Annotated in this window: 25 protein-coding genes; 9 read left to right on the top strand and 16 right to left on the bottom strand. The window is 69.3% G+C overall.

The genetic code is table 11. The features are described 5' to 3' along the window. Positions 1 to 31: 31 nt before the first annotated feature. Positions 32 to 2,500: a TonB-dependent receptor gene (locus tag HRJ34_RS22040; RefSeq protein WP_208632405.1), complete on the bottom strand. Its 2,469-nt coding sequence runs from the start codon at positions 2,498 to 2,500 to the stop codon at positions 32 to 34. Between the two features lie 254 nt (positions 2,501 to 2,754). Here HRJ34_RS22040 and HRJ34_RS22035 point away from each other — a divergent pair, with 254 nt between their 5' ends. The 3 genes from HRJ34_RS22035 to HRJ34_RS22025 are packed head-to-tail and all read left to right on the top strand — an operon-like array spanning position 2,755 to position 4,978. After that, the gene (locus HRJ34_RS22035) at positions 2,755 to 3,051 is read left to right on the top strand and encodes a putative quinol monooxygenase (RefSeq protein WP_012048481.1); all 297 of its coding nucleotides are present in this window, start codon (positions 2,755 to 2,757) and stop codon (positions 3,049 to 3,051) included. Further along, positions 3,048 to 4,685 carry a class I adenylate-forming enzyme family protein gene (locus HRJ34_RS22030; protein ID WP_012048482.1) on the top strand — a complete coding sequence of 546 codons (1,638 nt, stop codon included), beginning with the start codon at positions 3,048 to 3,050 and terminating at the stop codon, positions 4,683 to 4,685. The genes HRJ34_RS22035 and HRJ34_RS22030 overlap by 4 nt, the downstream gene beginning before the upstream one ends. After that, entirely contained in the window at positions 4,682 to 4,978 is a 297-nt protein-coding gene (locus HRJ34_RS22025; protein WP_208632404.1) for a putative quinol monooxygenase, read from the top strand. The genes HRJ34_RS22030 and HRJ34_RS22025 overlap by 4 nt, the downstream gene beginning before the upstream one ends. A gap of 30 nt (positions 4,979 to 5,008) precedes the next feature. On the opposite strand, the gene HRJ34_RS22020 is transcribed toward HRJ34_RS22025, so the two are convergent. The 5 genes from HRJ34_RS22020 to HRJ34_RS22000 are packed head-to-tail and all read right to left on the bottom strand — an operon-like array spanning position 5,009 to position 10,537. Next, positions 5,009 to 6,409 carry a dihydrolipoamide acetyltransferase family protein gene (locus HRJ34_RS22020; RefSeq protein ID WP_208632403.1) on the bottom strand — a complete coding sequence of 467 codons (1,401 nt, stop codon included), beginning with the start codon at positions 6,407 to 6,409 and terminating at the stop codon, positions 5,009 to 5,011. A gap of 11 nt (positions 6,410 to 6,420) precedes the next feature. Then, positions 6,421 to 7,431: an alpha-ketoacid dehydrogenase subunit beta gene (locus HRJ34_RS22015; protein ID WP_012048485.1), complete on the bottom strand. Its 1,011-nt coding sequence runs from the start codon at positions 7,429 to 7,431 to the stop codon at positions 6,421 to 6,423. 14 nt (positions 7,432 to 7,445) lie between these two features. Then, the gene (locus tag HRJ34_RS22010) at positions 7,446 to 8,420 is read right to left on the bottom strand and encodes a thiamine pyrophosphate-dependent dehydrogenase E1 component subunit alpha (protein ID WP_012048486.1); all 975 of its coding nucleotides are present in this window, start codon (positions 8,418 to 8,420) and stop codon (positions 7,446 to 7,448) included. Between the two features lie 10 nt (positions 8,421 to 8,430). Beyond that, complete coding sequence (locus HRJ34_RS22005) at positions 8,431 to 9,762, bottom strand: aromatic ring-hydroxylating oxygenase subunit alpha (RefSeq protein WP_012048487.1); 1,332 nt, start codon at positions 9,760 to 9,762, stop codon at positions 8,431 to 8,433. Positions 9,763 to 9,775: 13 nt separating this feature from the next. Then, complete coding sequence (locus tag HRJ34_RS22000; protein WP_012048488.1) at positions 9,776 to 10,537, bottom strand: SDR family NAD(P)-dependent oxidoreductase; 762 nt, start codon at positions 10,535 to 10,537, stop codon at positions 9,776 to 9,778. 234 nt (positions 10,538 to 10,771) lie between these two features. Here HRJ34_RS22000 and HRJ34_RS21995 point away from each other — a divergent pair, with 234 nt between their 5' ends. Further along, entirely contained in the window at positions 10,772 to 11,482 is a 711-nt protein-coding gene (locus HRJ34_RS21995) for a TetR/AcrR family transcriptional regulator (RefSeq protein ID WP_012048489.1), read from the top strand. Here HRJ34_RS21995 and HRJ34_RS21990 read toward each other — a convergent pair. After that, positions 11,470 to 12,201: a ThuA domain-containing protein gene (locus HRJ34_RS21990; RefSeq protein ID WP_012048490.1), complete on the bottom strand. Its 732-nt coding sequence runs from the start codon at positions 12,199 to 12,201 to the stop codon at positions 11,470 to 11,472. The genes HRJ34_RS21995 and HRJ34_RS21990 overlap by 13 nt on opposite strands. Before the next feature lie 71 nt (positions 12,202 to 12,272). Between HRJ34_RS21990 and HRJ34_RS21985 the strand changes: the two genes are divergently transcribed. Genes HRJ34_RS21985 through HRJ34_RS21975 form a run of 3 tightly spaced genes read left to right on the top strand, consistent with a single transcriptional unit; the run spans position 12,273 to position 15,000 of the window. Next, complete coding sequence (locus HRJ34_RS21985; protein ID WP_030092721.1) at positions 12,273 to 13,478, top strand: CaiB/BaiF CoA transferase family protein; 1,206 nt, start codon at positions 12,273 to 12,275, stop codon at positions 13,476 to 13,478. Further along, complete coding sequence (locus HRJ34_RS21980; RefSeq protein ID WP_012048492.1) at positions 13,475 to 13,846, top strand: Zn-ribbon domain-containing OB-fold protein; 372 nt, start codon at positions 13,475 to 13,477, stop codon at positions 13,844 to 13,846. Before HRJ34_RS21985 ends, HRJ34_RS21980 begins: the two co-directional genes overlap by 4 nt. Positions 13,847 to 13,848: 2 nt before the next feature. Next, complete coding sequence (locus tag HRJ34_RS21975; protein WP_208632402.1) at positions 13,849 to 15,000, top strand: thiolase; 1,152 nt, start codon at positions 13,849 to 13,851, stop codon at positions 14,998 to 15,000. Positions 15,001 to 15,248: 248 nt separating this feature from the next. Here HRJ34_RS21975 and HRJ34_RS21970 read toward each other — a convergent pair whose 3' ends face one another. From HRJ34_RS21970 to HRJ34_RS21955, 4 genes are all read right to left on the bottom strand, one after another. Next, a complete protein-coding gene (locus HRJ34_RS21970) occupies positions 15,249 to 16,373 on the bottom strand; it encodes an OmpA family protein (protein WP_404947156.1) in 1,125 nt (374 codons plus the stop codon). A 226-nt stretch (positions 16,374 to 16,599) separates the two neighbouring features. Further along, entirely contained in the window at positions 16,600 to 17,370 is a 771-nt protein-coding gene (locus HRJ34_RS21965) for an enoyl-CoA hydratase/isomerase family protein (protein ID WP_208632401.1), read from the bottom strand. Next, on the bottom strand, positions 17,363 to 17,914 hold the full coding sequence (locus HRJ34_RS21960) for a nuclear transport factor 2 family protein (protein ID WP_208632400.1): 552 nt from the start codon (positions 17,912 to 17,914) through the stop codon (positions 17,363 to 17,365). Before HRJ34_RS21960 ends, HRJ34_RS21965 begins: the two co-directional genes overlap by 8 nt. A gap of 83 nt (positions 17,915 to 17,997) precedes the next feature. After that, positions 17,998 to 18,372 (bottom strand): winged helix-turn-helix transcriptional regulator, encoded by a 375-nt coding sequence (locus HRJ34_RS21955; protein ID WP_012048497.1) that lies wholly within the window; start codon positions 18,370 to 18,372, stop codon positions 17,998 to 18,000. Between the two features lie 75 nt (positions 18,373 to 18,447). Here HRJ34_RS21955 and HRJ34_RS21950 point away from each other — a divergent pair, with 75 nt between their 5' ends. After that, positions 18,448 to 19,044, top strand: a complete 597-nt coding sequence (locus tag HRJ34_RS21950; protein ID WP_319025630.1) for an FMN-dependent NADH-azoreductase — start codon at positions 18,448 to 18,450, stop codon at positions 19,042 to 19,044. Between the two features lie 36 nt (positions 19,045 to 19,080). On the opposite strand, the gene HRJ34_RS21945 is transcribed toward HRJ34_RS21950, so the two are convergent. From HRJ34_RS21945 to HRJ34_RS21935, 3 genes are read right to left on the bottom strand one after another with little or no spacing between them, the layout of a single operon-like run. Then, positions 19,081 to 20,403 carry an LLM class flavin-dependent oxidoreductase gene (locus tag HRJ34_RS21945; protein ID WP_016746614.1) on the bottom strand — a complete coding sequence of 441 codons (1,323 nt, stop codon included), beginning with the start codon at positions 20,401 to 20,403 and terminating at the stop codon, positions 19,081 to 19,083. A 14-nt stretch (positions 20,404 to 20,417) separates the two neighbouring features. Next, on the bottom strand, positions 20,418 to 21,017 hold the full coding sequence (locus tag HRJ34_RS21940; RefSeq protein ID WP_226948897.1) for a VOC family protein: 600 nt from the start codon (positions 21,015 to 21,017) through the stop codon (positions 20,418 to 20,420). A 39-nt stretch (positions 21,018 to 21,056) separates the two neighbouring features. Next, entirely contained in the window at positions 21,057 to 22,151 is a 1,095-nt protein-coding gene (locus tag HRJ34_RS21935) for an aromatic ring-hydroxylating dioxygenase subunit alpha (protein WP_208632397.1), read from the bottom strand. A 141-nt stretch (positions 22,152 to 22,292) separates the two neighbouring features. Here HRJ34_RS21935 and HRJ34_RS21930 point away from each other — a divergent pair, with 141 nt between their 5' ends. Beyond that, entirely contained in the window at positions 22,293 to 23,192 is a 900-nt protein-coding gene (locus HRJ34_RS21930) for a fumarylacetoacetate hydrolase family protein (RefSeq protein WP_012048502.1), read from the top strand. Here the strand turns inward: HRJ34_RS21930 and HRJ34_RS21925 are convergent. Continuing rightward, the gene (locus HRJ34_RS21925) at positions 23,183 to 24,367 is read right to left on the bottom strand and encodes an MFS transporter (protein ID WP_208632396.1); all 1,185 of its coding nucleotides are present in this window, start codon (positions 24,365 to 24,367) and stop codon (positions 23,183 to 23,185) included. The genes HRJ34_RS21930 and HRJ34_RS21925 overlap by 10 nt on opposite strands. Next, positions 24,364 to 25,767 (bottom strand): RidA family protein, encoded by a 1,404-nt coding sequence (locus tag HRJ34_RS21920; protein WP_208632395.1) that lies wholly within the window; start codon positions 25,765 to 25,767, stop codon positions 24,364 to 24,366. Before HRJ34_RS21920 ends, HRJ34_RS21925 begins: the two co-directional genes overlap by 4 nt. Between the last annotated feature and the right edge of the window lie 56 nt (positions 25,768 to 25,823).

Below are 25,823 nucleotides of genomic sequence, written 5' to 3'. Positions count from 1 at the left end.
GCGCCCGTCACGCGGGCGCCGTCCCCCAAGGTCAGTTGCCGAGCTTGAACCCCAGTTCCGCGCCGAAGTAGCGCGGCGGGCCGTACTGGCCGTTGGCCCACAGGCCGCCGACCACCTGCGCGCCGGTCAGGTAGCGCTTGTCGCTGAGGTTGCGGCCGATCAGGCGGACATAATATTTGTCGTCGGCCTGCATCAGCGTGATCGACGCGTTGTACAGCGTCCGGGCGTTGAGGAAGGTGTTCTCCGCCGGGCTGGTGATCGACTGGGTGAACAGGTTGCGGGCGACATAGTTGATGTTGCCGTTGAACTGCAGCTTGAAGTCGCCGATCGGCAGCTCGTAGGTCGCATCCGCCGTCCACTGCCACTTGGGCAGGCGGTCGAGCGGCGCGGTCGACAGGTCGTAGCCCGCCGGGATCGGCGTGACGTAGCTCTTGTACTTGCCGTCCTGATAGCCGACGAGGCCGCGCAGGGTGAGGCCGTGCACCGGGATCAGCGTGCTTTCCAGCTCGATACCCTTCACCGTCGCCTTGGCGGCGTTGAAGAAGCGGGTGACCTGGAACTGCTGCCCGCCGACCACCAGCGGCACGACGATCTGCTTCTGCAGGTCGTTATAGTCGACGTAGAAGCCGGTCAGGTTGAAGCGCAGGTGCCGGTCGAACAGCTCGGTCTTCACGCCCGCTTCGTAGCTGTCGGCGCGCTCCGGCTTGGTGGCCGAGGCCGCCGCCGCGAAGGCCGCCGGATTGTCGCTGCCGTCGGCGTTGACGAAGGGATGGAAGCTGCCGATCTGGTCGTTGAAGCCGCCCGCCTTGAAGCCGCGCGAATAGGTCGCATAGGCGAAGACGGTCGGCGTCGCCTGCCAGCCGAGGCTGACGCGCCAGGTCGGTTCGCGGGCGCTGTCCTTCACCTTGATGACGCCGGCGGTATAGTCGAACACGTTCGCGTCGAGCGCGTTCTCCAGCACGATCGACGGATCGAACCCGCCCTCGAGCTGCTGCGCGAACACCTGCTGGCGGCCGTACCAGCTCTTGTTCTCCCAGGTGTAGCGGAAGCCGCCGGTCAGGGTCAGGGTCGGCGTGAACTTGAAGGTGCCCTCGACGAAGGTCGCCTTCGAGCGGGAGCGCTGCGCGTTGCACAGCAGATAGGGATTGTCGTTCCAGTTGCCGAAGCCCGGCCCGCCGCTGGCGAGGTCGAGGAAGCCGAGCAGCTGCGCCACGCAGAAGCTGGTCTTGTCCTTCTGGTAGAAGCCGCCCGCGACGAAGTTGAACGGCCCGTCGAACGAGGAGGCGAAGCGCAGTTCCTGCTGATAGGTCTTGCGGTTGTCGTCGCGCTGCGCGTCGAACAGCGACAGGACGGTGCCGTCGGACGCGACCGGCGCGGTGCCCATATAGGTGTTGGGCAGGCGCGACCGCTGGTTGCGATAGCCGCTGACCGAGGTGAAGGTGCCCCAGTCGGTCTTGTAGTCCATGTTCAGGTAGACGCCGTCGACATTGACGATCTGGCCGCTCTTCTCCTTGATCAGCGCGGCCTGCCGGTCGGTCAGCGCGGCGTTCTTGAGCGGATCGCTGTTACGGTTCGGCACCGAGCCGAGCCCGAGCGAGTGGAACAGGAAGCCGTTCGACGCCGGGGTCAGGTTGACCGAGGGGACGCTGTCCGACCGGTCGCGCAGATATTCGTACTGGAGCAGCGCGCTGAACGCGTCGCTCGGCTCCCACAGCAGCTTGGCGCGGGCGTTCCACACGTCCTGCCCGCCGAGCGAGCGGCCGTCGCCGCAGCCGCTCTGCCCCGCGAACTTGGCGGCGAAGGCGGTGGCGGCGAACGGGGTGACGGGGCCGAAGCAGCCGCCATTCTTGTAATAGCCGTCCGACTGGGTGTGGCCGATCACGCCGCGGAAGGCGAGCGTCTGGCCGATCGGCAGGTTGAACGAGGCCTGCGGGATCACCGTGCCGAAGTCGCCGACCTGGAGCCGGCCCTCGACCTCGATCTTCTCGAGCTGGGGCCGCTTGGTCTTGACGACGACCGCGCCGCCGGTGGTGTTCTTGCCGAACAGCGTGCCCTGCGGCCCGCGCAGCACCTCGACCTGCGAGACGTCGAAGGTGTCGAGCAGCTGGGTCTGCACCGACGGCATGACGAAATCGTCGACCAGCACCGCCACCGGCGGCTCGAAATAGACGATGATGCTGTTCTGGCCGACGCCGCGGATCGAGAAGGACGCCGCGTTGAAATTGGTGATCGTCGCCGCCGAGAAGTTCGGCACGAAGGCGGCGAGGTCGCCGACGTTGCGCGGGCTCGCCTGCCGGATCAGATTCTCGTCGACGGCCGAGATCGCGATCGCGGTCGACTGGAGGTTGGAGTCGCGCCGCGTCGCGGTCACGACGATCTCCTGAAGCCCGCCATCCGACGCCGTCTCCGCCGTCTCGGCGGGCGCCGACTGCGCCAGCGCCGGAACCGCCGCCGCGAGCGCCGCGCACGCACTACCCACATACCAATGTCGCTTGAGCATCCCCGTCCTCCTCCGTGAAGCCCGACTCTTGCGGCCGGGCCCGTTCAGAACGGGGCGGAGATTACCGCAGGTGATGCAAATTGCAATCAGTCATGTATGTTTTATTTTTTTGCTTATTGCCCGCAGAGCGGCGGCTTGATGCGTCGCAACAAAAGAGACGGATCGAAAATTGCCCTCTTGAAAAATCAGTCATGATTGTTTTCTAATGCGCCCGGCATGGCGCTCGAGCGTCGAATGGCGGAGAGGGTCGCCGAATGGCATACAGCTTCCTGTCGCGGTTCCGGATCAAGGCGGACCGCGAGGATCGATTCGTGGCGCTGGCCCGGCAGATGGAATCGCTCGTCGATCGCGAGCCCGGCACGCTCGCGTTCAAATTCTTCCGGCTGGGCGAACCCGGCATGTTCGCGGTCTACGAATCCTTCGTCGACGAGGCCGCCGACAAGGCGCATATGGAAACCGATCATGGCAAGCCGCTGATCGAGCAGATGATCGGCTGCATGGACGGCAGTTACGAGCGCGAGATGCTCTACGATCTGGAGCCGGCCCGATGAGCGCGCCGATCTACACCTATGGCGCGATGCTGCGCGCCAGCGCCGCGGCGCGCGGCGATGCCGACGCGCTGGTCTTCCCCGACCGCCGGCTGAGCCACGCCCAGCTCCATGCCTCGGCCCGCCGCTGGGCGAAGGCGCTGCTGGCGATGGGGGTCGAGCCCGGCCGGAATGTCGGCATCCTGCTGACCACCCGGCCCGAATTCGTCGAGGTGATGTTCGGCATCGCCATGATCGGCGCGGTCGCGGTGCCGGTCAACGCGCGCTACCAGGCGCATGAGCTGGCCTTCCTCGTCCGCGACGCCGATCTCGTCGCGCTGGTCACCACCGGCGCCGTCACCGACCAGCTCGATTTCTCGCGCCGCCTCCAGGCCGCCTTCCCCGCCCTCGCCGACGCCGATCCCCATGCGCTCGACCTCGCCGACGCGCCGCTGCTGCGCCGGATCGTCTGCATCGACCCGCCCTGCCAGCCCTTCATGGTGTCGGCCGAGGCGGCGCTGGCCGAGGGCGATCCGATCGACGACGCGGCGGTCGACGCAGCGATCGACGCGGTCGATCCCGAGCAGATCGCGCTGGTGCTCTATACGTCGGGCACCACCGCCAATCCCAAGGGCGCGCTGATCAGCCACCGCGCGATCGTCGGCAACAGCCGCAACCTCGGCAAGCGCTACCGCGTCACCGCCGCCGACAAGGTCTGGTCGCCGCTGCCGATCTTCCACATCGCCGGCATCCTGCCGCTGACGATGGTGATCGACGCGGGCGGCGCCTATCTGACGGTGCCGCATTTCGACGCGGCGACCGCGCTCGCCATGCTCGGGCGCGAGGGGGCGACCGTCGCCTATCCCAGCTTCGTCACGATCATGCAGGACCTGATCACCCATCCGAGCTTCGCCACCACCGACCTGTCGAAGCTGCGACTGATGAACTCGAACTTCGCGGTCCAGCCGGCCTGGATCAAGGAGGCGATGACCAAGGCGATGCCGCACACCGTCCAGGTCGGCACCTATGGCCTGACCGAGGGCGCGGGGACGATCTGCACCAGCAACATCGACGACCCGTTCGCGCTGCGCACCGGCCGGCTCGGCGTGCCGCTCGACGAATGGGAGGTGCGCATCGTCGATCCCGAGACCGGGCGCGACTGTGCCTTGGGCGAGCAGGGCGAGATCGTCGCGCGCGGGCCGAACATGCTCAAGGGTTATTACAACGCGCCCGACAAGACCGCCGAGGTGCTGCGCGGCGGCTGGTTCCACACCGGCGACATCGGCTCGTTCGACGCAAGCGGCCACATCATGTTCCACGGCCGCACCAAGGACATGCTCAAGGTCGGCGGCGAGAATGTCGCCGCGGCCGAGATCGAGGCGATGCTGCAGACCCATCCGGCGGTGAAGCTGGCGCAGGTCGTCGGCCTGCCCGATCCGCGCTATGTCGAGGTGCCGGCGGCGTTCGTCGAGCTGGTCGACGGCGGCCAGGTGTCCGAGGCCGAGCTGATCGCCCATTGCAAGGGCAAGCTCGCCACCTTCAAGATCCCGCGCCATGTGCGCATCGTCAGCGAGTGGCCGATGTCGACCTCCAAGATCCAGAAATTCCGGCTGCGCACCCAGCTCGTCGAGGAACTCGGCCTGGGGGCGGCGGCATGACGGCCAAGAGCTTCATCGCCGAGCTGCGCGCCAGGCCCGGCCGGGGCCCCGAACTGATCCGGCTCCAGACCGAACTCAAGACCCTGGTGTTCGAGAGCGAACCCGACGCGCTGGTCTACGAGCTGTTCCAGTCGGAGGACGACCCCGACCTGTTCCAGGTGGTCGCCACCTTCCGCGACGACGCGGCGTTCGACCATCACATGCACATCGACTTCCACGACCGGCTGGTCCCGCCGATCCTCGACTGCCTCGACGGCGAGATGAAGATCGCCTTCTACCGATCGCTGGGATGACGATCAGAGTCAGCGCAACGGCCCCTTCCCCTACAACAGCCCCGGATTCTCGATCAGCCCGGCCAGCGCCGCCAGGAAGCGGCCACCGTCGGCGCCGTCGATCGCGCGATGGTCGCAGGACAGCGACAGGTGCAGCACCGGGACGATGCGGATCGCGCCGTCGTCGTCGATCGGCTCGGGCCGGGCGGTGCCGACCGCGAGGATCGCGCCCTGCGGCGGGTTGATGATCGCGTCGAACTGCTCGACCCCGAAGCCGCCGAGGTTCGACAGCGAGAAGCTGCCGCCGCTGAACTCCTCGGGCTTGAGCTTGCCGGCGCGGGCGCGCTGGGCGAGCCCCGCCATGACCGCCGAGATCTCCGCGACCGACAGCCGGTCGGCGGCGCGGACGATCGGCGTCACCAACCCCTTCTCGGTCGCGACGGCGACCGCGACGTCGGCGTCGGCGAAGCGGTGGATCTCCTGGCCGTGGACCTGGATGTTGACCTGCGGCACCTCCATCAGCGCCAGCGCGCAGGCCCTGACCAGATAGTCGTTGACGCTCGGCCGCTGCCCCTGGACGGCGGCGCGCAGCGCGAGCAGCCGGTCGGCGCGCACCCGGCGGCGGACGTAGAAATGCGGAATCTGCTGCTTCGCCTCGGTCAGCCGGCGCGCGATCGTGCGGCGCATCGACGACATCGCCACGACATCGACCGCGCCCGAGGCGGAGGGAACAGGCGCGGCAACGGAAAGCTCGGCCGGGGCCGGAACGGGAACCGCCGCGAGCACGTCGGCCTTGCGGACGCGGCCGCGCGGGCCGCTGCCGGCGATGCCTTCGAGGGCGACGGCATGGATCGCCGCGACCCGGCGCGCCATCGGCGTCGCGAACACGGTCGTCGCCGGCGGCGTCGGCAGCACGCCGACCAGCGTCGGCGCGGTCGGCGGGGCGATCGCCCGGTCGACGTCCTGCGCGGTGATCCGGCCGCCGCGGCCCGAGCCCGCCAGGCCGGCGACGTCGAGCCCCGCCGCGACCGCCTTGTCGCGCGCGACCGGGCTGATCGCGATCCCGTCCGGGATCGCCGATGCGGCGGCTACGGGGGCCACGGGTTCGGGGGCTGCGGCGGGCGCCTCGTCGCCATCGGGCGCGAAGCCGGCGTCGACCGGCTTGAAGCCGGCCACCAGAGCGTCGATCTCGGCCGGGTCGGCCTCGCCGCCGTCGGACAGCACCGCCAGCAGCGCGCCGACCGGATAGGTCTGCCCCGCCTCGGCGATCAGCCGGACGAAGCGGCCGTCGGCCTCGGCCTCGACCTCATTGGTGATCTTGTCGGTCTCGATCAGGGTCAGCACCGTACCCTTCGCGAAGAGCTGGTTCTCGGCCACCATCCATTCGGCGATGGTGCCTTCCGACATCTCGATGCCCCATTTGGGCATGGTGAAGGCTTTGAGCCTGGCCATGGTCGCGCCCCTCAGCCGGCGGCGAGGGCGCGGCGGACCGCGGCCTCGATCTTCTGCGGCGACGGCACCCAGGCGCGTTCGAGCTCGCGCGCGAAGGGGATCGGGCTGTGCGGGCCGGTGACCATCTCGGGCGGCGCCTTCAGGCTGGAGAAGGCCTTGGTCGCGACCAGCGCGCAGATGTCGGCGGCGAGGCTGCAGCGCGGCGGGCTCTCGTCGACGACGACGAGCCGGCCGGTCGCCTCGACCGAATCGAGGATCGCCTCCTCGTCGAGCGGGCTGGTGGTGCGCAGGTCGATGACGTCGCAGCCGATCCCGTCGGCGGCAAGCTTGTCGGCCGCCTTCTCGGAGAAATTGACCATCCGGCCGCAGGTGACGATCGTCGCGTCACCGCCCTCGCGCACCATCCGCGCCTCGCCGAAGCGCTGGCGGTGGTCGCCGTCGGGGACCTCGCCCTTCACGCCGTAGAGCGTCTTGTGCTCGAAGAACATCACCGGGTCGTCGCCGCGCAGCGCCTCGGTCAGCAGCCCCTTGGCGTCGGCCGGGGTCGCGGGCAGCACCACCTTCAGCCCCGGCATCGCGGTCAGCATCGCATAGACCGACTGGCTGTGCTGGGCGGCGGTGTTCATGCCCGCGCCGTAGACCAGGCGGATCACCGCCGGGCAGCGGGTCTTGCCGCCGAACATGTAGCGGAACTTGGCGATCTGGTTCCATATCTGGTCGAGGCTGACGCCGACGAAATCGGCGAACATCAGCTCCGCCACCGGGCGCTTGCCGGCCAGCGCCGCGCCGGCCGCCGCGCCGACGATCGCGCTTTCGGAGATCGGCGTGTCGATCACCCGCTCAGGGCCGAACTTGGCATAGAGGCCGCCCGACGTGCCCCAGATGCCGCCGATCGCCTCGGGCCCGCCGGCGGTGCCGTTGCCGCCGACGACGTCCTCGCCGAGCAGCATGATGTCGGGATCGCGTTCCATCTCCGCATGGAGCGTCTGGAGGATGGCATCGCGGATGGTCATGATCGCCATGTCAGCGGCCTCCCTCAATAATAGTCGACATAGACGTCGTCGGCGACGGTCGCCGGATCGGGCGCGGGCGCGGCGCGCGCCTCGGTCACCGCCGCCTCGATCAGCGCGGCGACCTCGGCGTCGACCGCGTCGAGATCGGCGGGGTCGAGCAGCTTCGCCTCCGCGACCTTCGCGCGGAACGCCTTGAGGCAGTCGCGCTCCTCGCGGATGCGGTCGAGCTCGCCCTTGCCGCGATAGCGCTGCGGGTCACCCTCGAAATGGCCGAAGAAGCGCTCGGTATCGAGCTCGATCGCCGCCGGGCCGTTGCCGGCGCGGACATGGTCGAGCAGCTCGCGCATCGTCTCATAGGTGTCGAAATAGTCGCAGCCATTGGCGCGCCACGCCTTCATCCCGAACGCCTCGGCGCGGCTGGCGATGTCCCTGGCGGTGCCGACCGCATAGGCGTCGCCGGTATGTTCCGAATAATGGTTGTTCTCGAACACGAAGATCGCCGGGGCCTTCGTGACCACCGCCATGTTCATCGCCTCGAAGGTGGTGCCCTGGTTGCAGGCGCCGTCGCCCGAGAAGGCGATCGCGACCCGCCCCTTGCCGTCGAGCCGGGCCGCCAGCGCCGCGCCCACCGCCTGCGGCGCGCCGCCGCCGACGATGCCGTTGGCGCCGAGCATGCCCACCGACAGGTCGGCGATGTGCATCGATCCGCCGCGTCCCTTGCAGGTGCCCCCGGCGCGGCCGAAGATCTCCTGCATCATCGCCTTCACGTCGCATCCCTTGGCGATGCAATGGCCGTGGCCGCGATGGGTGGAGACGATCATGTCCTCGACGCCGAGCTGGTCGCAGATGCCGACCGCGACCGCCTCCTGCCCGGCATAGAGATGGGTGAAGCCGGCGATCTCGCCGGTCTTGATCTCCTCGTGCAGGCGTTCCTCGAACTGGCGGATCGTCGCCATCCGGCGATAGGCGCCGACCAGCTCCTCGCGGCTCAGTTGCATCAGCTTTTCCTCAGAGATCGCCGGGGGACTTGCCGCCCGGACCGTAGACATGATCGTCGAGCACCTTGTGGAAGTGCCGGATGCGCAGCTCCTGGTCGCCGATCCACAGGCCGGGAAAGGCGTCCGACTGCATCCCCTTCTGGACGGTCGGCAGGTTGAACGCGTCCTGGTCGAGCACCTGGCCGATCGACTTCTCGCCGTGGCGGAAGCGCTTGTGCCGGGGCCGCTCGGGCCATTCCTCGCCCTCGGGCACCAGCTCGAGCATCCAGATGTCGTAGAGCATCTTGTCGGGATCGGTCGGATGCGGCCGCTGCCGGAACATCATCACGTCGTCGGCATGGACGTTGAGCGAGACGTTCGGGAAGATGGTGTAGTGATAGTCGTCGGTGAGCTGGTCGTCGTTGAGCGCCGAATAATCCTTGCCCTGCGACGCGCCGTGCTCGCGCTTGAAGAGCTGGACGTCGCGGCGGATGTCGCTGACCCGGCCGTCATAGTCGGCGGGGTCCATCCCGGCCTTGACCATGATGTCGTGGATCGCCGGCGGGATCGAGGAGGGCAGCGCGACCCGGCCCGACACGCAGGCGAAGGGGACGAGGTAGCGGCTGTGCCGCTCATAGACGTCGATCTGCGCGTTGGTGTCGTCGAGATACCATTGCAGCTGCGGGTGGATGCCCTGGACGTGGTAGACCTCGCTGAACGCGTCGACGCTCGCCTTCCAGTTGCAGTCCCATTCGACGGTGATGTCGCGGACCCACGCCATCCGCTCCATATGATAGGGGCCGAGATGCTGCGGCATCGGCGCGAGATAGTCCTCCAGCGGACCGACGTCGGGGTTGAGCGAGAACCAGACGAAGCTGCCCCATTCGGCGCAGGGGTAGGCCGGCAGCCGCATCCCCGGAGGTCCGCCCTGCGGGAAGGTGTCGAGATCGGGGATGCGGGCGATGCAGCCGTCGAGCCCATAGGTCCAGTGATGGTACATGCACCGGAAATCCTCGGCATTGCCGAGCCCTTCGGGACGCAGCCTGTTGCCGCGGTGCAGGCAGACATTGGGAAAGGCGCGGACCGATCCGTCCTGCTGGCGGACGATCAGCACGCTCTCCTTGCCGATGTCGGTGCAGATATAGTCGCCCGGCTCCTTCAGGTCGCACGACCGGCCGCCGAGCAGCCAGACCTTGGTCCAGACCTTGTCCCATTCGAGCTTCATGAATTCGGGCGAGGTGTAGCGCGCGGCCGGGATGACGTCGTAGCCGAGGTCCGGGTCCTCGGCCTTCCATGCCGGCGTGCCGTCGGGCCAGTCCTGCGGATTGACCCGGATCATGTCGACCTTGCGCTTCACGTCCATCGGGCGCGGCCTCTCAGAAGTGCGTCCGGTTGGTGAAGGCGCCATCGACGACGAGGTGCGATCCGTTGCACCAGCTCGCCGCCGGGCTGGCGAGGAAGACGATGCAACGGGCGATCTCCTCGGGCGTGCCGAGCCGGCCGGCCGGCTGCTGGCGGAGCTGCGACTGGTAGAATTTCTCCATCGTGCCCTTGATCATGTCCCAGTTGCCGCCTTCGAACTCGACCGGGCCGGGAGAGACGACGTTGACGCGGATGCCGTCCTTGCCGTGGGCCAGCGCGAGCTGCTTGCCCCAGGTGACGAGCGACGCCTTCATCGCGTTGTAGGGCTGCGGCCCGCCCATCGCCTCGGCGGCCGAGGTGGTGGCGATCAGGACGATCGAGCCCGACTGCCGCTCGGCCATGGTCGGCAGCACGGCCTCGACCGCGCGCACCGGGCCCATCACGTCGACCTCGAACGCGTTGTGCCAATATTTCTCGCTGCCCAGGCCACCGCCGGCCGAGCTGATCGGGATCAGGATGTCGCAGCCGTCGAGGGCCTCGATCGCCCAGGCCAGCCACGCCTTGTAGTCGTCCGCCTTCTTCACGTTGACGGCCTTGCCGACGACATTGGTGCCGTAGCGCTTGAGGCTCGCCACCGCGTCCTTGACGCCGTCCTCGGACCGGGCGGCGATCGCCAGGTCGCACCCTTCGCGCGCAAGCGTCTCCGCCACCGCCATGCCGATGCCGCGCGCGGCCCCGACGACGATCGCCTTCTTGCCCTGCAAACCGAGATCCACCTTCACCTCTCCGCCCGTCGCCGGCGATGCCACTTCGCCGCCGGCTTCTCCCCCTTCTTCTGCACCGCCTCCCCCGCCAGGGCAAGATGAAAACAAGCATGAATGTTTTTTATTTGGATTCCCACTATCCGCATATCATCAGGCCGGAGCTGTGCTATGGACAGGGTGACAAGGCTGCTTGACAGCCCCCATCAAAAACAAACAAGATTGTTTCTTGAGTAAGGATCGAAGTCCATGGCGTTGGCCGCAGTCCGTTCCGGTTCCCCCGCCCGCCAGCCGCGCGAACGCGGCCAGGGCGGCCAGACCCAGCAGTCGCTGAAGAGCGCGCAGACGCGTGCCCGGCTGATCGACGCGACGATCCGCTGCATCGTCAAGGTCGGCTATGCCAACACCACCACGCCGCAGGTCGCGGCCGAGGCCGGCCTGTCGCGCGGCGCGATGCTCCACCATTTCGAGAACGGCTCCGCGCTGATCAAGGCGGCGATCGTCGAGCTGCACGAGAAGCGGCTGCGCGCCTTCCGCCGCGCCGCCGACACCGAGAATCACGACGTCGACGCGCTGGTCCGCGCCTATTGGCGGCAGCTCCAGAAGCCCGCCTTCGTCGCCTTCCACGAACTGGCGCTGGCGGCGCGCACCCATGCCGACCTCGCCAAGATCCTGCAGCCGCTCCAGGTCGAGTATCGCGAGCGCTTCAACGCGCAGGCGGTGGCGCTCTTCCCCGAATGGCAGGGCGACCGCGAGCGCTTCGACCTCGCCATGACGCTGTCGCAGACGATGCTCGAGGGCATGGCGATCAACGTCCTGACCGGCGCGATGGCCGAGGCGATGGTCGAGCCGATGCTGGGCCTGCTCGAGGACCAGATCCGCGCGATGAATCCCAAGCTCTCCAAGGGCGCGCGCGCCAGGCCCGCCAAGGATCAGCCGGCCAAGGATCAACCCGATTGAGGCAGGCCCCAGCGAATGCCGCGGCGGAGCAGTTCGGCGAACACCGGATAGTTCCAGGAGCAGCGCTGGGGGTGCGGCCAGAAATCGGCCAGCGGCCGCAGGTCGTAATGGCCCCGGCAATGGCCGAGGGTGAGGTAGAGGATCGCCCCCTCGCCCACCCGCCGTTCATAGAGCACGGGCACCTCGGGCTCGTCCCATTCCGAGTCGCGGAATTCGGGGCAGGAGCCGGTGAAGCCGGTGTGCAGCAGCACGTCGATCTCGGCGGTGCGGTGGGTCAGGTACAGCTCGTCCTCGACCCGGAAGTCGCGCAGGCCGGCGGTCATCTGATGGTCGCCGCGCGTCACGAACACCTTGAACGGCGCGATCGGCGGGTGGCCGGCGAAGCGGGTACCGAGCAGGCCGGTGAAGGCCGGCGCGACATCGGGCGTGTCGACCAGCCCGTCCGCGCCGAAGCGCAGCGTCGCGTTGGTGCCGTGCAGCGCCAGCCAGCGGCCGCCGCGCGCCAGGAACGCCGCCAGCGCCTCGGTCTGCGCCGCATCGGGCAGCAGGTCGCAGGTATAGGTGATCAGCAGGTCGGCCGCCGCGAGGCTGGCGAGATCGCCATAGTCCGACGCCACCGAGGTCCGCGCCTCGGGCAGCTCCGCCAGCAGCTTCAGCAACTCCAGACGCGCAAAGTCGATATCATGATATTTCCCCGCCGCGACCAGATGAACCTTCATGACCTCGCCTCCCTCACGTGCATGCGCATGAGGCTATGCCCCGCGCCGGGGCTGGCAAGGGGGGACTCGCTGTGAGCGGGCGGCTGCAGGGGCCGCTGGCCGGGGTCCGGGTGATCGACTGCACCAGCGTGCTGATGGGCCCCTATGCCACCCAGATCATGGCCGACCTCGGCGCCGACGTGATCAAGGTGGAGAGCCCCGACGGCGATACCACCCGCTATCTGCCGCCCGGCCCGGACGCGACGCGCGGCGGCATGTTCCTCAACGTCAACCGCGGCAAGCGCAGCCTGGCGCTCGACCTCAAGCAGCCCGAGGCGCGGGCGGCGCTGGTCAGGCTGGTCGAGGGCGCCGACGTGTTCGTCCACTCGATGCGGCCCGGCGCGATCCAGCGGCTCGGCCTCGACTATGCGGCGCTCAAGGACGTTGCGCCGGGGCTGGTCTACGCCAATCTCTACGGCTTCGCGCGCAGCGGGCCCTATCGCGACTATCCCGCCTATGACGACATCGTCCAGGCGGCGTCGGGGCTGGTCGATTTGCAGGCGCGGCTGTCGGGCGGGGAGCCGACCTATCTGGCGACCGTCGTCGCCGACAAGGTGACCGGGCTGACCGGCCTCTACGCGATCCTCGCCGCGCTGTTCGCGCGGACCCGCACCGGCCAGGGCCAGGAGGTCGAGGTGCCGATGTTCGAGACGCTCGTCTCCTTCACGATGATCGAGCATCTGTGCGGGTCGCTGTTCGATCCTCCGCAGGGGCCGCCCGAATATCCGCGCGTCACCGCCGCCGCCCGCCGCCCCTACCGGACGAAGGACGGCCATATCGGCGTGATGATCTACAACGACAAGCATTGGCGCGCCTTCTTCCACGCGATCGGCGATCCCGAATGGACGCGCGACCCGATGTTCGCGTCGATGCGCAGCCGCACCCAGAATATCGGCACGGTGCTGCACAAGCTGGCCGAGGTGATCGAGGAGCGGACCACCGCCGAATGGATCGAGCTGTTCCGCCGCGCCGAGGTGCCGGCGATGGCGATCGCGACGCCGGCCGACCTGCTCCACGACGAGCATCTCGAGGCGACCGGCTTCTGGAACGAGCGCGACAGCGAGTTCGGCCGGCTGCGCTTTCCCGGCATCCCGACCCGCTTCTCCGCGACGCCGGGCGCGATCGGCGATCCGGGGCCCGCGCTGGGCGCCGACAGCCGCGCGATCCTGGAGGAGGCGGGGTTCGACGCGGCGACGATCGCCGCGCTGGTCGCCGGCGCCAACCGGGTGCCGGCATGAGCGCGACCGGACCCGAGCGCCACTGGCGCGCCGCGCTCGCCGAGGGGCGCTTCCTGCTCCAGCGCGCCCGCGCCAGCGGCACCGTCTTCTTCCCGCCCCGGCTGATGGAGCCGGGCAGCGGCGACGACGAATGGGACTGGATCGAGGCGAGCGGCCTCGGCACCGTCCACGCCGTCACCGTCATCCATCCCAAGCCGCCGCAGCCACCGCGCGCGGTGGTGCTGGTCGACCTCGACGAGCAGGTGCGGCTGATGAGCGAGGTCGAGGGCGTTCCCGCCGAGGCGATCGCGATCGGCCTGCGCGTCCGCGCGCGGATCGGCGAGCGTGACGGCGCCCCCATCCTGCTGTTCGACGCGGCGGGGGCCTGACCATGGGCGGCACCTTTCCGCGCGGCGCGACCGCGATCGCCGGCCTCGCCACCTTCGGCCTCGGCGAATGTCCCGGCTGGACCTCGCTCGAAATGGCGGCGAAGGCCGGCCAGCTCGCTGTCGCCGACGCGGGGCTGACGATGCGCGAGGTCGACGGGCTGTTCATCTGCCTGCCCGACGACGTCCTCGCCGGGCTCAGCCTCGCCGAATATCTCGGCCTGTCGCCGCGCTTCACCGACTGCAACCGCACCGGCGGATCGGCCTTCATGAGCCATGTCGCGACCGCCGCGACGATGCTGGCGGCCGGCTATATCGACACCGCGCTGATCACCTATGGATCGAACCAGCGCAGCGGCGGCGGCAAGCTGTCGACGCCGGTCGGCAGCAATGCGTGGGAGGCGCCCTACAGGCCGCTCTTCCCCGCCTCCTCCTACGCGCTCGCGGCGTCGCGCCACTTCCACCAATATGGCACGACGCGCCGCCAGCTCGCCGAGGTGGCGGTCGCCGCGCGCGCCTGGGCGAACGGCAATCCCGAGGCCTTCGCCCAAGGGCCGCTCGGCATCGATGAGGTGCTGGCGGCGCGGATGCTGTCGAGCCCGATATCGGTCAGGGACTGCTGCCTCGTTACCGACGGCGCCGCCGCGGTGGTGATGACGCGGATCGACCGGGCGCGCGACGCGCCCCGGCCGCCGGTGCCGGTGCTCGGCGCGGCGGCCGCGACCTGGCACAACGCCATCTCGCAGATGGGCGACCTGACGACGACGGCCGCGGCCGAATCGGGCCCGCGCGCCTATGCGATGGCGGGGATCGGCCCCGGCGACGTCGACGTCGTCGAGCTCTACGACGCCTTCACGATCAACACGATCCTGTTCCTCGAGGACCTCGGCTTCTGCCCCAAGGGCGAGGGCGGCCGCTTCGTCGAGGACGGCGCGATCGCGCCGGGCGGGCGGCTGCCGGTCAACACCAATGGCGGCGGCCTATCCTGCTGCCACCCCGGCATGTACGGCCTGTTCGCGATCGTCGAGGCGGCGCGGCAGGTCCGGGGAGAGGCGGCGAACCAGATCCCCGGCGTCGACATCGCCCTCGCCCATGGCAATGGCGGCGCGCTGTCGAGCCAGGCGACGGTGATCCTGGGGTCGGCGGCGACCATCTAAGATCGTTTCAGGCGTCATGCCGGCGGAGGATCGTAGGCGGACAGCGGACTGCCGGGGGCAGTCCGCAGCCGGAGATCGGTTCGCAAAGCGAACCGGGGCATCTCGGCGGATGGAGAGATGAGGCCGGGGCAGGAGCCGCCGGAGATCCCGGCCTCCGCCGGGATGACGGCAATGTCTCAAAGAAAAGGGGCCGGCCCGAAGGCCGACCCCGATCCTGCGCGTCATCGACGGATCGATGACGGCAACGCTTACATGCCGCCGTAGGTGATCTCGACGCGGCGGTTCTGCGGCTCGCGGACGCCGTCGGCGGTCTCGACCAGCGGGCGGCTTTCGCCGAACGCCTCGGTCGTGATCGCCGAGTCGGGCACGCCCTTGCCGGCGAGGTAGGCCTTCACCGAGTCGGCGCGGCGCTGCGACAGGCCGACATTATACTGGTCGCTGCCCGACTTGTCGGCGTGGCCGGCAAGCTGGACCCGCGCCTGGCCGGTCGTCGCATAGGCATTGGCCGCATTGTCGAGGATCGACGCGGCTTCCGCCGTGATGTCCGACTTGTCCCAGTCGAAGAACACGATGAACGGACCTGAGTCTCGACCACCGGCGGAGGCGGCGGCGGAGGCGGCGGGGGCGTGAGGAGGCGGCGGCGGGGCGGCGGCGGCGGCGGCGGCGGAGCGGCCGGCGACCCGGATGTTGTAGATCAGGCTGAGCAGCGCGCTGTGCGAGCGCCACTTGCCGCTGTACTGCGCGCCGACGACGTCGACCGGGCGCACCTTGGTGACGTTGAAGTAGCGATATTTCAGACCGACATCGACATGGCTGCTGACCGCGTAGCGGACGCCGGCGATCGCCTGCCAGGCGAAGCGCTTGGACAGGTCATAGTCGAGGAAGTCCCCGCCGGAGACATTGTAATTGTGGAGCTTGAGCGCGGCGATGCCGGCGCCGCCGCCGACATAGGCCGACAGGCCGTCCTCGTTGCCGAAGTCGAGCAGGCCGTTGAGCATCACGCCGAAGGAGATGTTCTTGCCCGAGGCGTCCGGATAGACGCCCGGAGGCGCGCCGAAGCCGCCCGGTCCGGCGGGGGTGCGCGACGGGCCGGTGGTGATGCCCTTCACGCGATCACGCTTGTAGGAGATTTCCTCCTCCAGCCTGAACATGCCGAAGTCGTAGCCGAGGATGGCATCGACGTCATAACCGAGCTTGTTATCGATCGTCGTCCGGCCGCCCGGCGACAAAGGCGACGGGCCGACGTTGAACTTGGTATCCTGCGGCTGCATCAGGCCGCCTTCGATACCGACATACCAACTGTTGTCGCGCGCGAACGCGGGCCCCGCGAGCGCCGTCGCGGCAAGCGCGGTCAATAGGGCTAATCTACGCATCTCGTTCCCCTGTACTAAGCTGTCCGATCGGACATGGGTCTCCTGAAACTTCGAGGTCCGGCGACCGACCCGAAACGAGGCCCGAAAGAGAACAGACATTTCGGCCGCGCATCGGAGTTCCGAACGGCCGGTAAACGACGCTATCGCGATTGAGTTTCCTCGCGATCATTTTATGTGCGGAACACTTGGAACCGTTGCATAATAGCAACAGCCGCCGGCGGCCGGATCAGGGCCGGGCGCGACCCTCGGCATAGGCGCGGACGGCCGCCCGCTCGGCGGCCGAGCCAAGCGTCTCCTCGCCATAGCGGCGGCCGAAGTCGAGGCTCTCGTGGATCGGCGCGTCGGCGGCGAAATCGTGGAGCGCGAGCGCGCGGCGGACCGTGTCGCGGTCGAACCCCGCTATCTCCCGCGCAACCTCCATCGCCCGCGCCGCCAGCCGCCCGGCCGGCACGACCTCCGACACCAGTCCCAGCGCGAAGGCGCGCTCCGCCGCGATCGGCTCGCCGGTCAGGATCAGGTTCAGCGCGGTCGCGCGCGGCACGGCGCGGGCCAGCCGCTGCACCCCGCCCGCGAAGGCGAACATGCCGCGCTTGACCTCGGCCAGCCCGAACAGGGCATGGTCGGCGGCGACGACGATGTCGGCGGCCAGCACGATCTCGAACCCGCCGGCCACCGCCGCGCCGTTGACCGCGACGACCAGCGGCTTGGTCCGCCGCCGCTCGGTCAGCCCGGCGAAGCCGCGGCCGGGGATCAGGCCGTGCCCCGCCCCCCGCTCGGCCGCCTCCTTCAGGTCCATGCCGGCGCAGAAGGCGCGGTCGCCCGCCGCGGTCAGCAGCAGGACATGGATGGCCGGGTCGCGCTCGGCCTCGTCCACCGCGCGGTCGATCGCGATCGAGGCGGCGGCATCGAGCGCGTTGCTGCGCGCCTCCCGCTCGATGCGGATCAGGCGGACGGCGCCATGGTCCTCGATCGCGACCGACGCGGCGGGATCAGCCATGCGCCGCCCCCTCCGCCGGCGCGGCCCAGCCCGGCAGCGCCTCCGGGAAGTCGGCCGGCAGCGGCGTGTCATAGGCGCGGTTGCGGTCGCGATGGCCGAGGATGCCGGGATAGTCGGCGGCGTCGACATAATAGAGGAAGCCGATGACCCGCTCGCCGAAGCGCCACCCCGCCGGGGTGCGGACATAGACGTCGCGATAGCGCAGCGCCGCCACCATCATCCGGTCGCAGCGCCACAGCTCGGCATGGCCCGAGACGCGGCCGGTCGCGCGGTCGGGATCGGCGTCGTCGACGTCGATCAGCACGTCGTGCATATAATGGGCGCCCGGCCCCAGCACCGCGAAGCGCCTATGATATTGCGCCATGATCGCGTCGATCCCGCGCGCCTCCATCACCCCGTCCTCCGACGCGACCCGCGCGTCAGAGGCGAACAAGGCGGCGATGGCGGGCAGGTCGCGATCGTCGATCGTGAAGCAATAGGCCGCCACCAGCCGCCGTATCGCCGCCTCCGCCTCGATCCGGTCGATCCTCTGGGCAAGGTCCATGGCATCCTCATAAAAAAATCAGCATTGCCGCTTTTATTATGAGGACTATGCCGGTCGCGCGCCGGCTTGCCAATGCCCTTCGCTCAGCCCTCCTGGCGCCGATCGAAGGCGCTGCGATGGCCGTCGATCTCGGCGATATGGTCGCGCACCCAGCCGCCCAGCCGCAACCCTTCGGCGGCGAGCGAGCGGCCGAGCGGGGTCAGCGCATATTCGACCTGCGGCGGAACCGTGGGGTGGACCGTCCGCCCGACCATGCCGTCGCGTTCGAGCGTCCTGAGGGTGCGGGTCAGCATCTGCTGCGAGATGCCGCCGACCGCGCGGCGGACCTGGTTGAAGCGCAGCGGTCCGTCATGGAGGGTGACGATGACGGGCAGGGTCCAGCGGTCGCCGATCCGCGCGAGCAGCCCGCTGACCCGCATGCATTCGCCATGCGCCAGGACGGAGGAGGTCATATCCATGTGACTAGGCCCCAAAAATATGCGTTCTTGGCCGGTTCCGCCGACCTTCCTAGCTAGATGGGAACTTCAGCAGAAATGGATAGTCCCCTCATGAAACTCCTGCACCTCGATTCCTCGATCCAGGGCGATGCCTCGGCCAGCCGGCACCTGTCGGCGGCGGTGGTCGACCGCCTCCAGGCGCTGCATCCGGCGCTCGACATCGCCTATCGCGACCTCGCCGCCGATCCGCTGCCGCACATCGTGCCGGCCGGCTTCGCCACCCCCGAGGCCGCCGCTTTGCTCGACCAGTTCCTCGCGGCCGACATATTGGTGATCGGCGCGCCGATGTACAATTTCGGCCTGCCGAGCCAGCTCAAGGCCTGGTTCGACCACATCCTCGTCGCCGGCAAGACCTTCCGCTACACCGAGGCCGGCGCCGAAGGCCTGGCCGGCGGCAAGCGCGCGATCGTCGCGCTGTCGCGCGGCGGCTTCTATTCGGAGGGCCACCCCGGCGCCGCCTTCGAACATGCCCAGAGTCATATCGGCGGGATGCTCGGCTTCATCGGCATCCAGCCCGAATTCGTCGTCGCGGAGGGCGTCGCCTTCGGCCCCGAGCAGCGCGCCGCCGCGATCGCCGCCGCCGAGGCGCATATCGCCACGCTCGAACCCGTCGCGCTGCGGACCGCCGCCTGATCATCGACCCGGCGGCGGATCATATTCCGCCGCCGGTCATCCCACGGCATGGGGGTGGGCGGGCTCCGGCAGGCCGAGATGGCTGCGCAGCGTATCGCCCCGATAATCGGCGCGGAACGAGCCGCGCCGTTGCAGCTCCGGCACCACCAGATCGACGAAGTCGGTGAACGCGCCCGGGAAGAAGGGCGGGATCAGGATATAGCCGTCGCACGCCCGCTCGCGGACCCATTCCTCCATGGTGTCGGCGATCGTCTCCGGCGTACCCTGCAGCAGCAGATAGCCGCGCGACAGCGCGAACAGGTCGTGGATGTCCTTGAAGCGCAGCCCTTCCTTGCGGGCCTTGGCGCACAGCACTTCGAGGAAGCTGCGCTGGCCGGTCTCGGTCGGCTTCAGGTCGGGCACCGGCCCGTCGAGCGGGATTTGGGTGAGGTCGAAGCCGAAGCGCTCCGACATCGTCACCAGCGCCGATCCCGGCTCGATCAGCGCGGCCAGTTCCTCGAACCTGGCGCGCGCCTCCTGCTCGGTCCGGCCCACCACCGGATAGAGGCCGCAGAGGATCCTGGCATGGTCGGGATCGCGGCCGGCGGCGGCGACCTGCTGCTTCATCCCCGCATAGAAGGCCTTGGCATCGTCGATGTCCTGCTGGACGGTGAAGATCACCTCGGCATGCTTGGCGGCGAAGGCCTGGCCGCTGCCCGACGATCCCGCCTGGACGATCACCGGCTGCCCCTGCGGCGAGCGCGAGAGGCCGAGCGGCCCCCGGACGCTGTAATGATCGCCGACATGGTTGAGGACGTGGAGCTTGCTCTCGTCGATGAACCGCCCGGTCGCCTTGTCGGCGACGCGCGCGCCGCTCTCCCAGCTGTCCCACAGCCCCTTGACGACCTTCAGATATTCGTCGGCGATCTGGTAGCGCAGCTCGTGCCTGGGCAGCTCGCGCCCGAAATTCTCGGCGACGCCGGGCTGGCCGGTGGTGACGACGTTCCAGCCCGCCCGGCCGCCGCTGATCCGGTCGACCGTACCGATCGCGCGGGCGAGGTTATAGGGCTCGGTGAAGGTCGACGACACCGTCGCGATCAGGCCGATACGGCTGGTCGTCGCGGCGAGCGCGCCGAGCAGCGTGGTCGGCTCCAGCCCGAAGATGAAGGTGGGGTTGCCCTTCACCGACGACACCGGGGAATCGGCGAAGAACACGAAGTCGAGCCTGCCGCGCTCCGCCACCCTGGCGATGTCGAGCAGCGCGCCGAAATCCTCGGTGTCGGTCAGCGCGCCGGGAATCCGCCAGCCGGCGACATGATTGCCGGCGGCCGCGACGAAGACGCCCAGGTGCAGCTGGGCGGGGTCGGTTTTCACGTCCATTGCTCCGCCCTCCCTCAATCGCGATGCATGTCCCAGGGTGTCATGCCCTCGGGGAGTTTGGGACGTCGGGTGATCTGGTCGAGGGGTGTTCCGGCCTCATAGGCGGCGATCATCGCCTCGGGATCGAAGACGATGCCCATGAAGTTCTCCTCATAGGCGCCGGAGGCGAAGAAGCGCTCGACGCCCTCGACGTCGAACACGTCGTACTGGAGCTCGACCTTGGTGCCGTCGGGATCGCGATAGTACATCGAGATGGTCGGGCCGTGGTTGATCGTCCAGAAGGGCGCGATGCCGTGGGCCTCGAGCCGGCGGTAGGTGGCGAGCAGGGCGCCGAGCTCGGCATAGGTGAAGGCGATGTGCTCGGGCCCGGCATTGGCCATGTCCTGGTCGCGCAGGTCCGGCATGTTGATGATGCCGATGCGGTGATGCTCGTCGTCATAGGTCATGAAGCTGAGCTGCGCATTCTCGTAGGAGGGCTGCGCGTCGAGCACCGTCGACCACCAGGCCTTGCTCGCCTCGAAGCGCGGCGTGCGGATCACCACATGCGCCAGCTTCGACGGCTTCACGGCTTCGGGATAGGCGGCGGAAAGGTCTCGGGCGACCTGGGTGGCCATGTTCGTCATTCCTGGAAAGAGAGGTGGGGAAACGCCGGCTCAGCCGACCGCTTCCGCGCTGCGCGCGGGCTGCGGCCGATCGGCCTGTCCGGCCTGCTGTTCGGCCTGTTCGGCGGCGATCATCCGGTCGAGCGTGCGGCGCAGCTCGACCGCGCCGATGTCGGCCTGCAGCAGCGCGGGCTTCATCGACCAGAATTCGCGGTCGCCCATCGCCTCCTGGACGGCGTTGAGCATCACCTCGTCCTCATGGACGAAGGCATATTCGGTGCCGGTGCGGATGCCCTGGTCGAGTTCGGCGTCATCGGTCCGGAAATTGCGGCAGATCGCCCAGAAATAATGGGTGGTCGTGTCGGTCTCCGGCGTCAGCAGATGGGCGTTCTTGGTCTCCAGCCCCTCGTCGCGCGGGCGGCCGTGCAGCACGACGCCGGTGTTGTTGCGGACGAAGCAGGGCGCCTTCCAGCCACCCTCGACCCAATGGTCCATCGTCCCTTCATAATCGCCGCGGGTCATCCGCCACATCATGTCGAAGATGGCGGGCGGCGCGCCGTCGCGGCCGTAGCGATTGGCCCAGATCGTGCCGCCCTCGTCCTTGACCAGCTCGGTCTTCGCGCGGCGCACCATGTCGCAGGCCAGCGAATTGTGATGGACCATGTGGAGGTGCGCCTCGTCCATCAGATTGTCGTTGATGTAGCGATAATTGGCGCGGACGTGGAGCACGCCCTTGACCGTCCGGTAGCTCGGGTCCTCGAGGAACTCGAAGTCGGGGATCATCGCCAGGTCGGCCCGCGCCGGATCGCCCATCCAGATCCAGGCGGCGCCGAGCCGCTCGGTGACCGGATAGGTGCGCAGGCGCGCGCCGGCGGGGATACGGCCGTCGCCGTCGGGGTTGAAGACGCAGCGGCCTTCGCCGTTGAAGCGCAGGCCGTGATAGGGGCACTCGATCGCGTCACCGACGACCTTGCCCAGGTGCAGCGGCGCGAAGCGGTGCGGGCAGGTGTTGGCGGTGGCGACGAGCTCGCCCGCCTCGGTCCGATAGAGCAGCACCTGCTCGTTCAGGATCTTGCGGGTCAGCAGATTGTCGGAAACCTCGTCCGACCAGGCCGCCACATACCAGGCATTGCGTAGGTAAACCATCCGACTCTCCCTCGATTCCCGGCCGTCGTTGCGGCGGCTGTTTCGATTTGACCTATTTCATCAATTTGGACATAAACGTCAAAAATGTCAATGCCGCTCTTCGCGGCGGGCGAAGCCGCCCTTTTCCACGGAGGAGACCCCATGAAGATCGTCACGTTCCAGGATGAAGACCGCGTCGGCTATGGCGTGATCGAGGGCGGGGAGATCGTCGACCTCTCCACCGTCCCGCACGCGCCGCCGCACGTCCGCGCGCTGCTCGACGCGCATGGCGACGGGCTCGAACCCGCGCTGCGCGCGCTCGCCGCCGCCGCGACGAGGCGGGTCCGGCTCGACGCGGTGCGGCTGCTCGCCCCGATCCCGAACCCGCGCAAATTCCTGTCGCTCGGCGGCAACTATGCCTCGCACCTCGCCGAGTCGGCGAAGATCGGCATGGTGCGCAGCCCGACCCAGGTCTGGTTCAACAAGCAGACGAGCTGCGTCAACGGCCCCTATCTGCCGATCGAGAAACCCGTCCTGTCCGACCAGCTCGACTATGAGGGCGAGATGGGCGTGGTGATCGGTCGCCGCTGCCGGGGCGTGAAGGCGGCCGACGCGATGGCGGTGGTCGCCGGCTATCTGGTCTGCAACGACGTGTCGGTGCGCGACTGGCAGCTCCGCGCGCCGACCCACATGCTCGGCAAGTCGTTCGACAGCCATGGCCCGATGGGCCCCTGGCTCACGACGAAGGCCGAGATTCCCGATCCGCACGCGCTGCGCCTGACCACCCATGTCAACGGCGAGCTGCGCCAGAGCGGGTCGACCGGCGACATGATCGCCCGGATCGGCGACATGATCGAGGAGCTGACCAGCGCCTTCACCCTCGAACCGGGCGACATATTGTCGACGGGCACCCCGGCCGGGGTCGGCGGGCTGATGGACCCACCCTGCTATCTGAAGCCCGGCGACGTGGTACGGGTCGAGATCGAGCGGCTCGGCCATATCGAGAACCGGGTCGAACCGCAGCCCGAGCCGATCCGCCCGACGGTGCCGGTCTATCCCTGACCGGCGGCGGGCCGCCGGCCATGCGCGAAGCGGAGGATCAGCCCGCTGAGCAGCACCGGCACCGCCACGCAGGCGAACAGCGCCTGGTCGGACAGGCCGGCGCCGAGCATCTCGCCACCGATCAGCGGCCCGGCGATCGACCCGAGCCGGCCGACGCCCATGGTGAAGCCGACGCCCCGGCCGCGCGCCGAGGGCGGGAACAGCGCCGCCGCCAGCGACGGCAGGGTGAGCTGCGCGCCGATCACCGTCGCGCCGGCCAGCACCAGCAGCGGCGTGGCGACGACCGCGCTGGGCAGGTGGCTGCCGAGCGCGACGGTGAAGGCGGCCCCGACCAGCAGGGCGAAGCCGGCGACGCGGAACGGCCCGACCCGGTCGAGGATGCGGGTCAGCGCCAGCGCGCCGACGATCCCGCCGACGTTGAGCAGCACCGCGCCGATGATCGCCCGTTCGGGCGTCGCCCCGGCGCGAACCAGGATCGTCGGCGCCCAGGAGACGAGGAAATAGCCGACCAGCAGGATCAGGAAGGCGGCGGCGAACAGCGACAGGGCGGCGGTACGGCGGCCCCCGCCGAGCACCGGCTCGCGCGCCGCGTCCGCCGCGTCGCCATGGTGCGCGCCCGGCCGCGCATCGCCGATCCAGGCGAAGATTACCGGCACCAGCAGCAGCGCGAGGATGCCGCCCATCCACAGCGCCGAGCGCCAGCCGAGCGGCCCGATCATCGCCGCGACCACCATGCCGCCGACCACCGCGCCGAGCGGGAAGCCGAGGAACATGCGGGTCACGGTCGCGCTGCGGCGCTCCGGCCCGACGCTGCCGGCGGCAAGCGCCGAGATGGCGGGGATCGCGCCGCCGAGACCGAGCCCGGCGAGCAGGCGGAACAGGATCAGCGTCCCCATGTCGGGCGCCATCGCGCAGCCCATGGTCAGCAGCCCGAACAGGGTGACGCAGCCGAGCAGGGTCCGCCGGTGGCCGATCGCGTCGGCGAGCGCGCCGCCACCGACCGCGCCGATCGCGGCCCCGACCAGCCCCGCCCCGAAGATGCGGCCGACCTGCGCTTCGGCGAGCCCCCATTCGCCCGCGAAGGCGGGGGCGATGAACGATATCACCAGCGTGTCGAAGCCATCGAGCATCGCCACGGCGAAGCAGAGCCAGAATGTGCGGGCAGCGGGCGTCATGCGGACTTGTCTCCTGCGGGTGCGTGGACGATCGCGTCCCACTGCATCACCGCGCCGGGCGCGATCAGCGGGTCGCCGCCGCCCATCGCCACCGCCGACAGCGCCGGCGGCTCGTGGGGGAAGGCCTCGCGCCAGGCGCCGAGCATCTCGGGCAGATGGGCGAGGTCGTCGAGGAAGGCCTGCACCTTGCAGACGTCGGCCAGCGAGGCCCCCGCCTCGGCGCACAGCCGCGACAGCGTATCGAGGATCGCCGTCGCCTGGTCGCGCGCGGGCGATCGGAAATGCGGCACGTCCGCGCCCGCGCGCCAGCCCGCGGGCACCTTGCCGGTCGCGTCGAGCGCGAGCAGCCCGCTGGTGAACAGGAAGTCGCCGGCATGGACCGCGAGCGGGGCATGGCCGGGCGGCGCGGGCCCGTCCGCCAGCGTGATGCCGCGCCGCGACAAGCCGGAATCGCCGGCGAGCAGCAGCATCGCGATCTCGACCCGCGTGCCCTTGATGACCAGCTCGGCGCCGGTGACGAGGTTGCGGGCGGGCGGATCGTCGGGGAAGTAGCGGCGCCAGACCCGCTCCATCCCGGCGACGTCGGACGGATGGCGCACCGTCACGTCCGCCTTCACGCAACGGTCGAGGCTGGTGCCAGCCGCCTCCGCCATCCGCGCCATCGTGCGCAGCGTATAGTCGGTCTGCGCCTCGATCTCCGACCCCAGCCAGATATAGGGGTTCACCCGCGCCTCGGGCGCGATCATGCCGCGCGGTCCCATATGCGCGGTCGCCATCCAGTCGCCCTTGAAGTCGGTCGCGCCGAAGCCGGCGAGGAACACCCAGTCGCCGATCCGGGTCGCGGGCGAATAGCCGATCTTGGGCTGCGGCACGTCGTCGGGCATGGCGAAGCCGCGCTTCTCGACGCCGGGGCGCGGCTCGACCGCGATGAAGTCGACCGACAGCAGCGCCTCGGGCACCGGTAGCTGGCGCACGCCGATGCCGGTCGACGAGCGCTGCGGATCGCCGACCATCGCGCCGAGGTTGCGGGCATAGGGCGTGCCCGACGGGAAGGCCGGCCAGGTCGCCTGCCCCGCCGCATAGGCCGCGTCGTCGGGATAGCGGGCGCGAATCCACTGCCAGACGCGGACGAGGTCGCGCCGCCGGTCGCACCCCGCCGCCGCCAGCACCGCGCCGAGATCGTCGAGGATCAGCCGCGATTCGGCGTCGAGCGGTTCGCTCGCCCAGGGCCGGTCGGGATCGGTCCGCGCCTCCGCGCGCAGGCCGTCGCGATAGTCGGTCGCCATCAGCCCGCCGCCGAACAGCCAGCCGCCGGCGGCGACCGCATGGCTCCATCCCGGCGGCGCCGGCATCGACGGCGGATTGATCACCCGCCGGGCCGATCGGGACTGCTCGCTCATATCCTCTCCCTTCCCGCGTGGAATGCGGGATGGGGGCGTCGGCCCCCATCCCGTCC

Source organism: Rhizorhabdus wittichii, from assembly GCF_017607425.1.
Lineage (GTDB): Bacteria > Pseudomonadota > Alphaproteobacteria > Sphingomonadales > Sphingomonadaceae > Rhizorhabdus > Rhizorhabdus wittichii.
The sequence above is the reverse complement of the archived record's forward strand: the minus strand, read 5'-3'. Positions and strand labels throughout refer to the sequence as shown.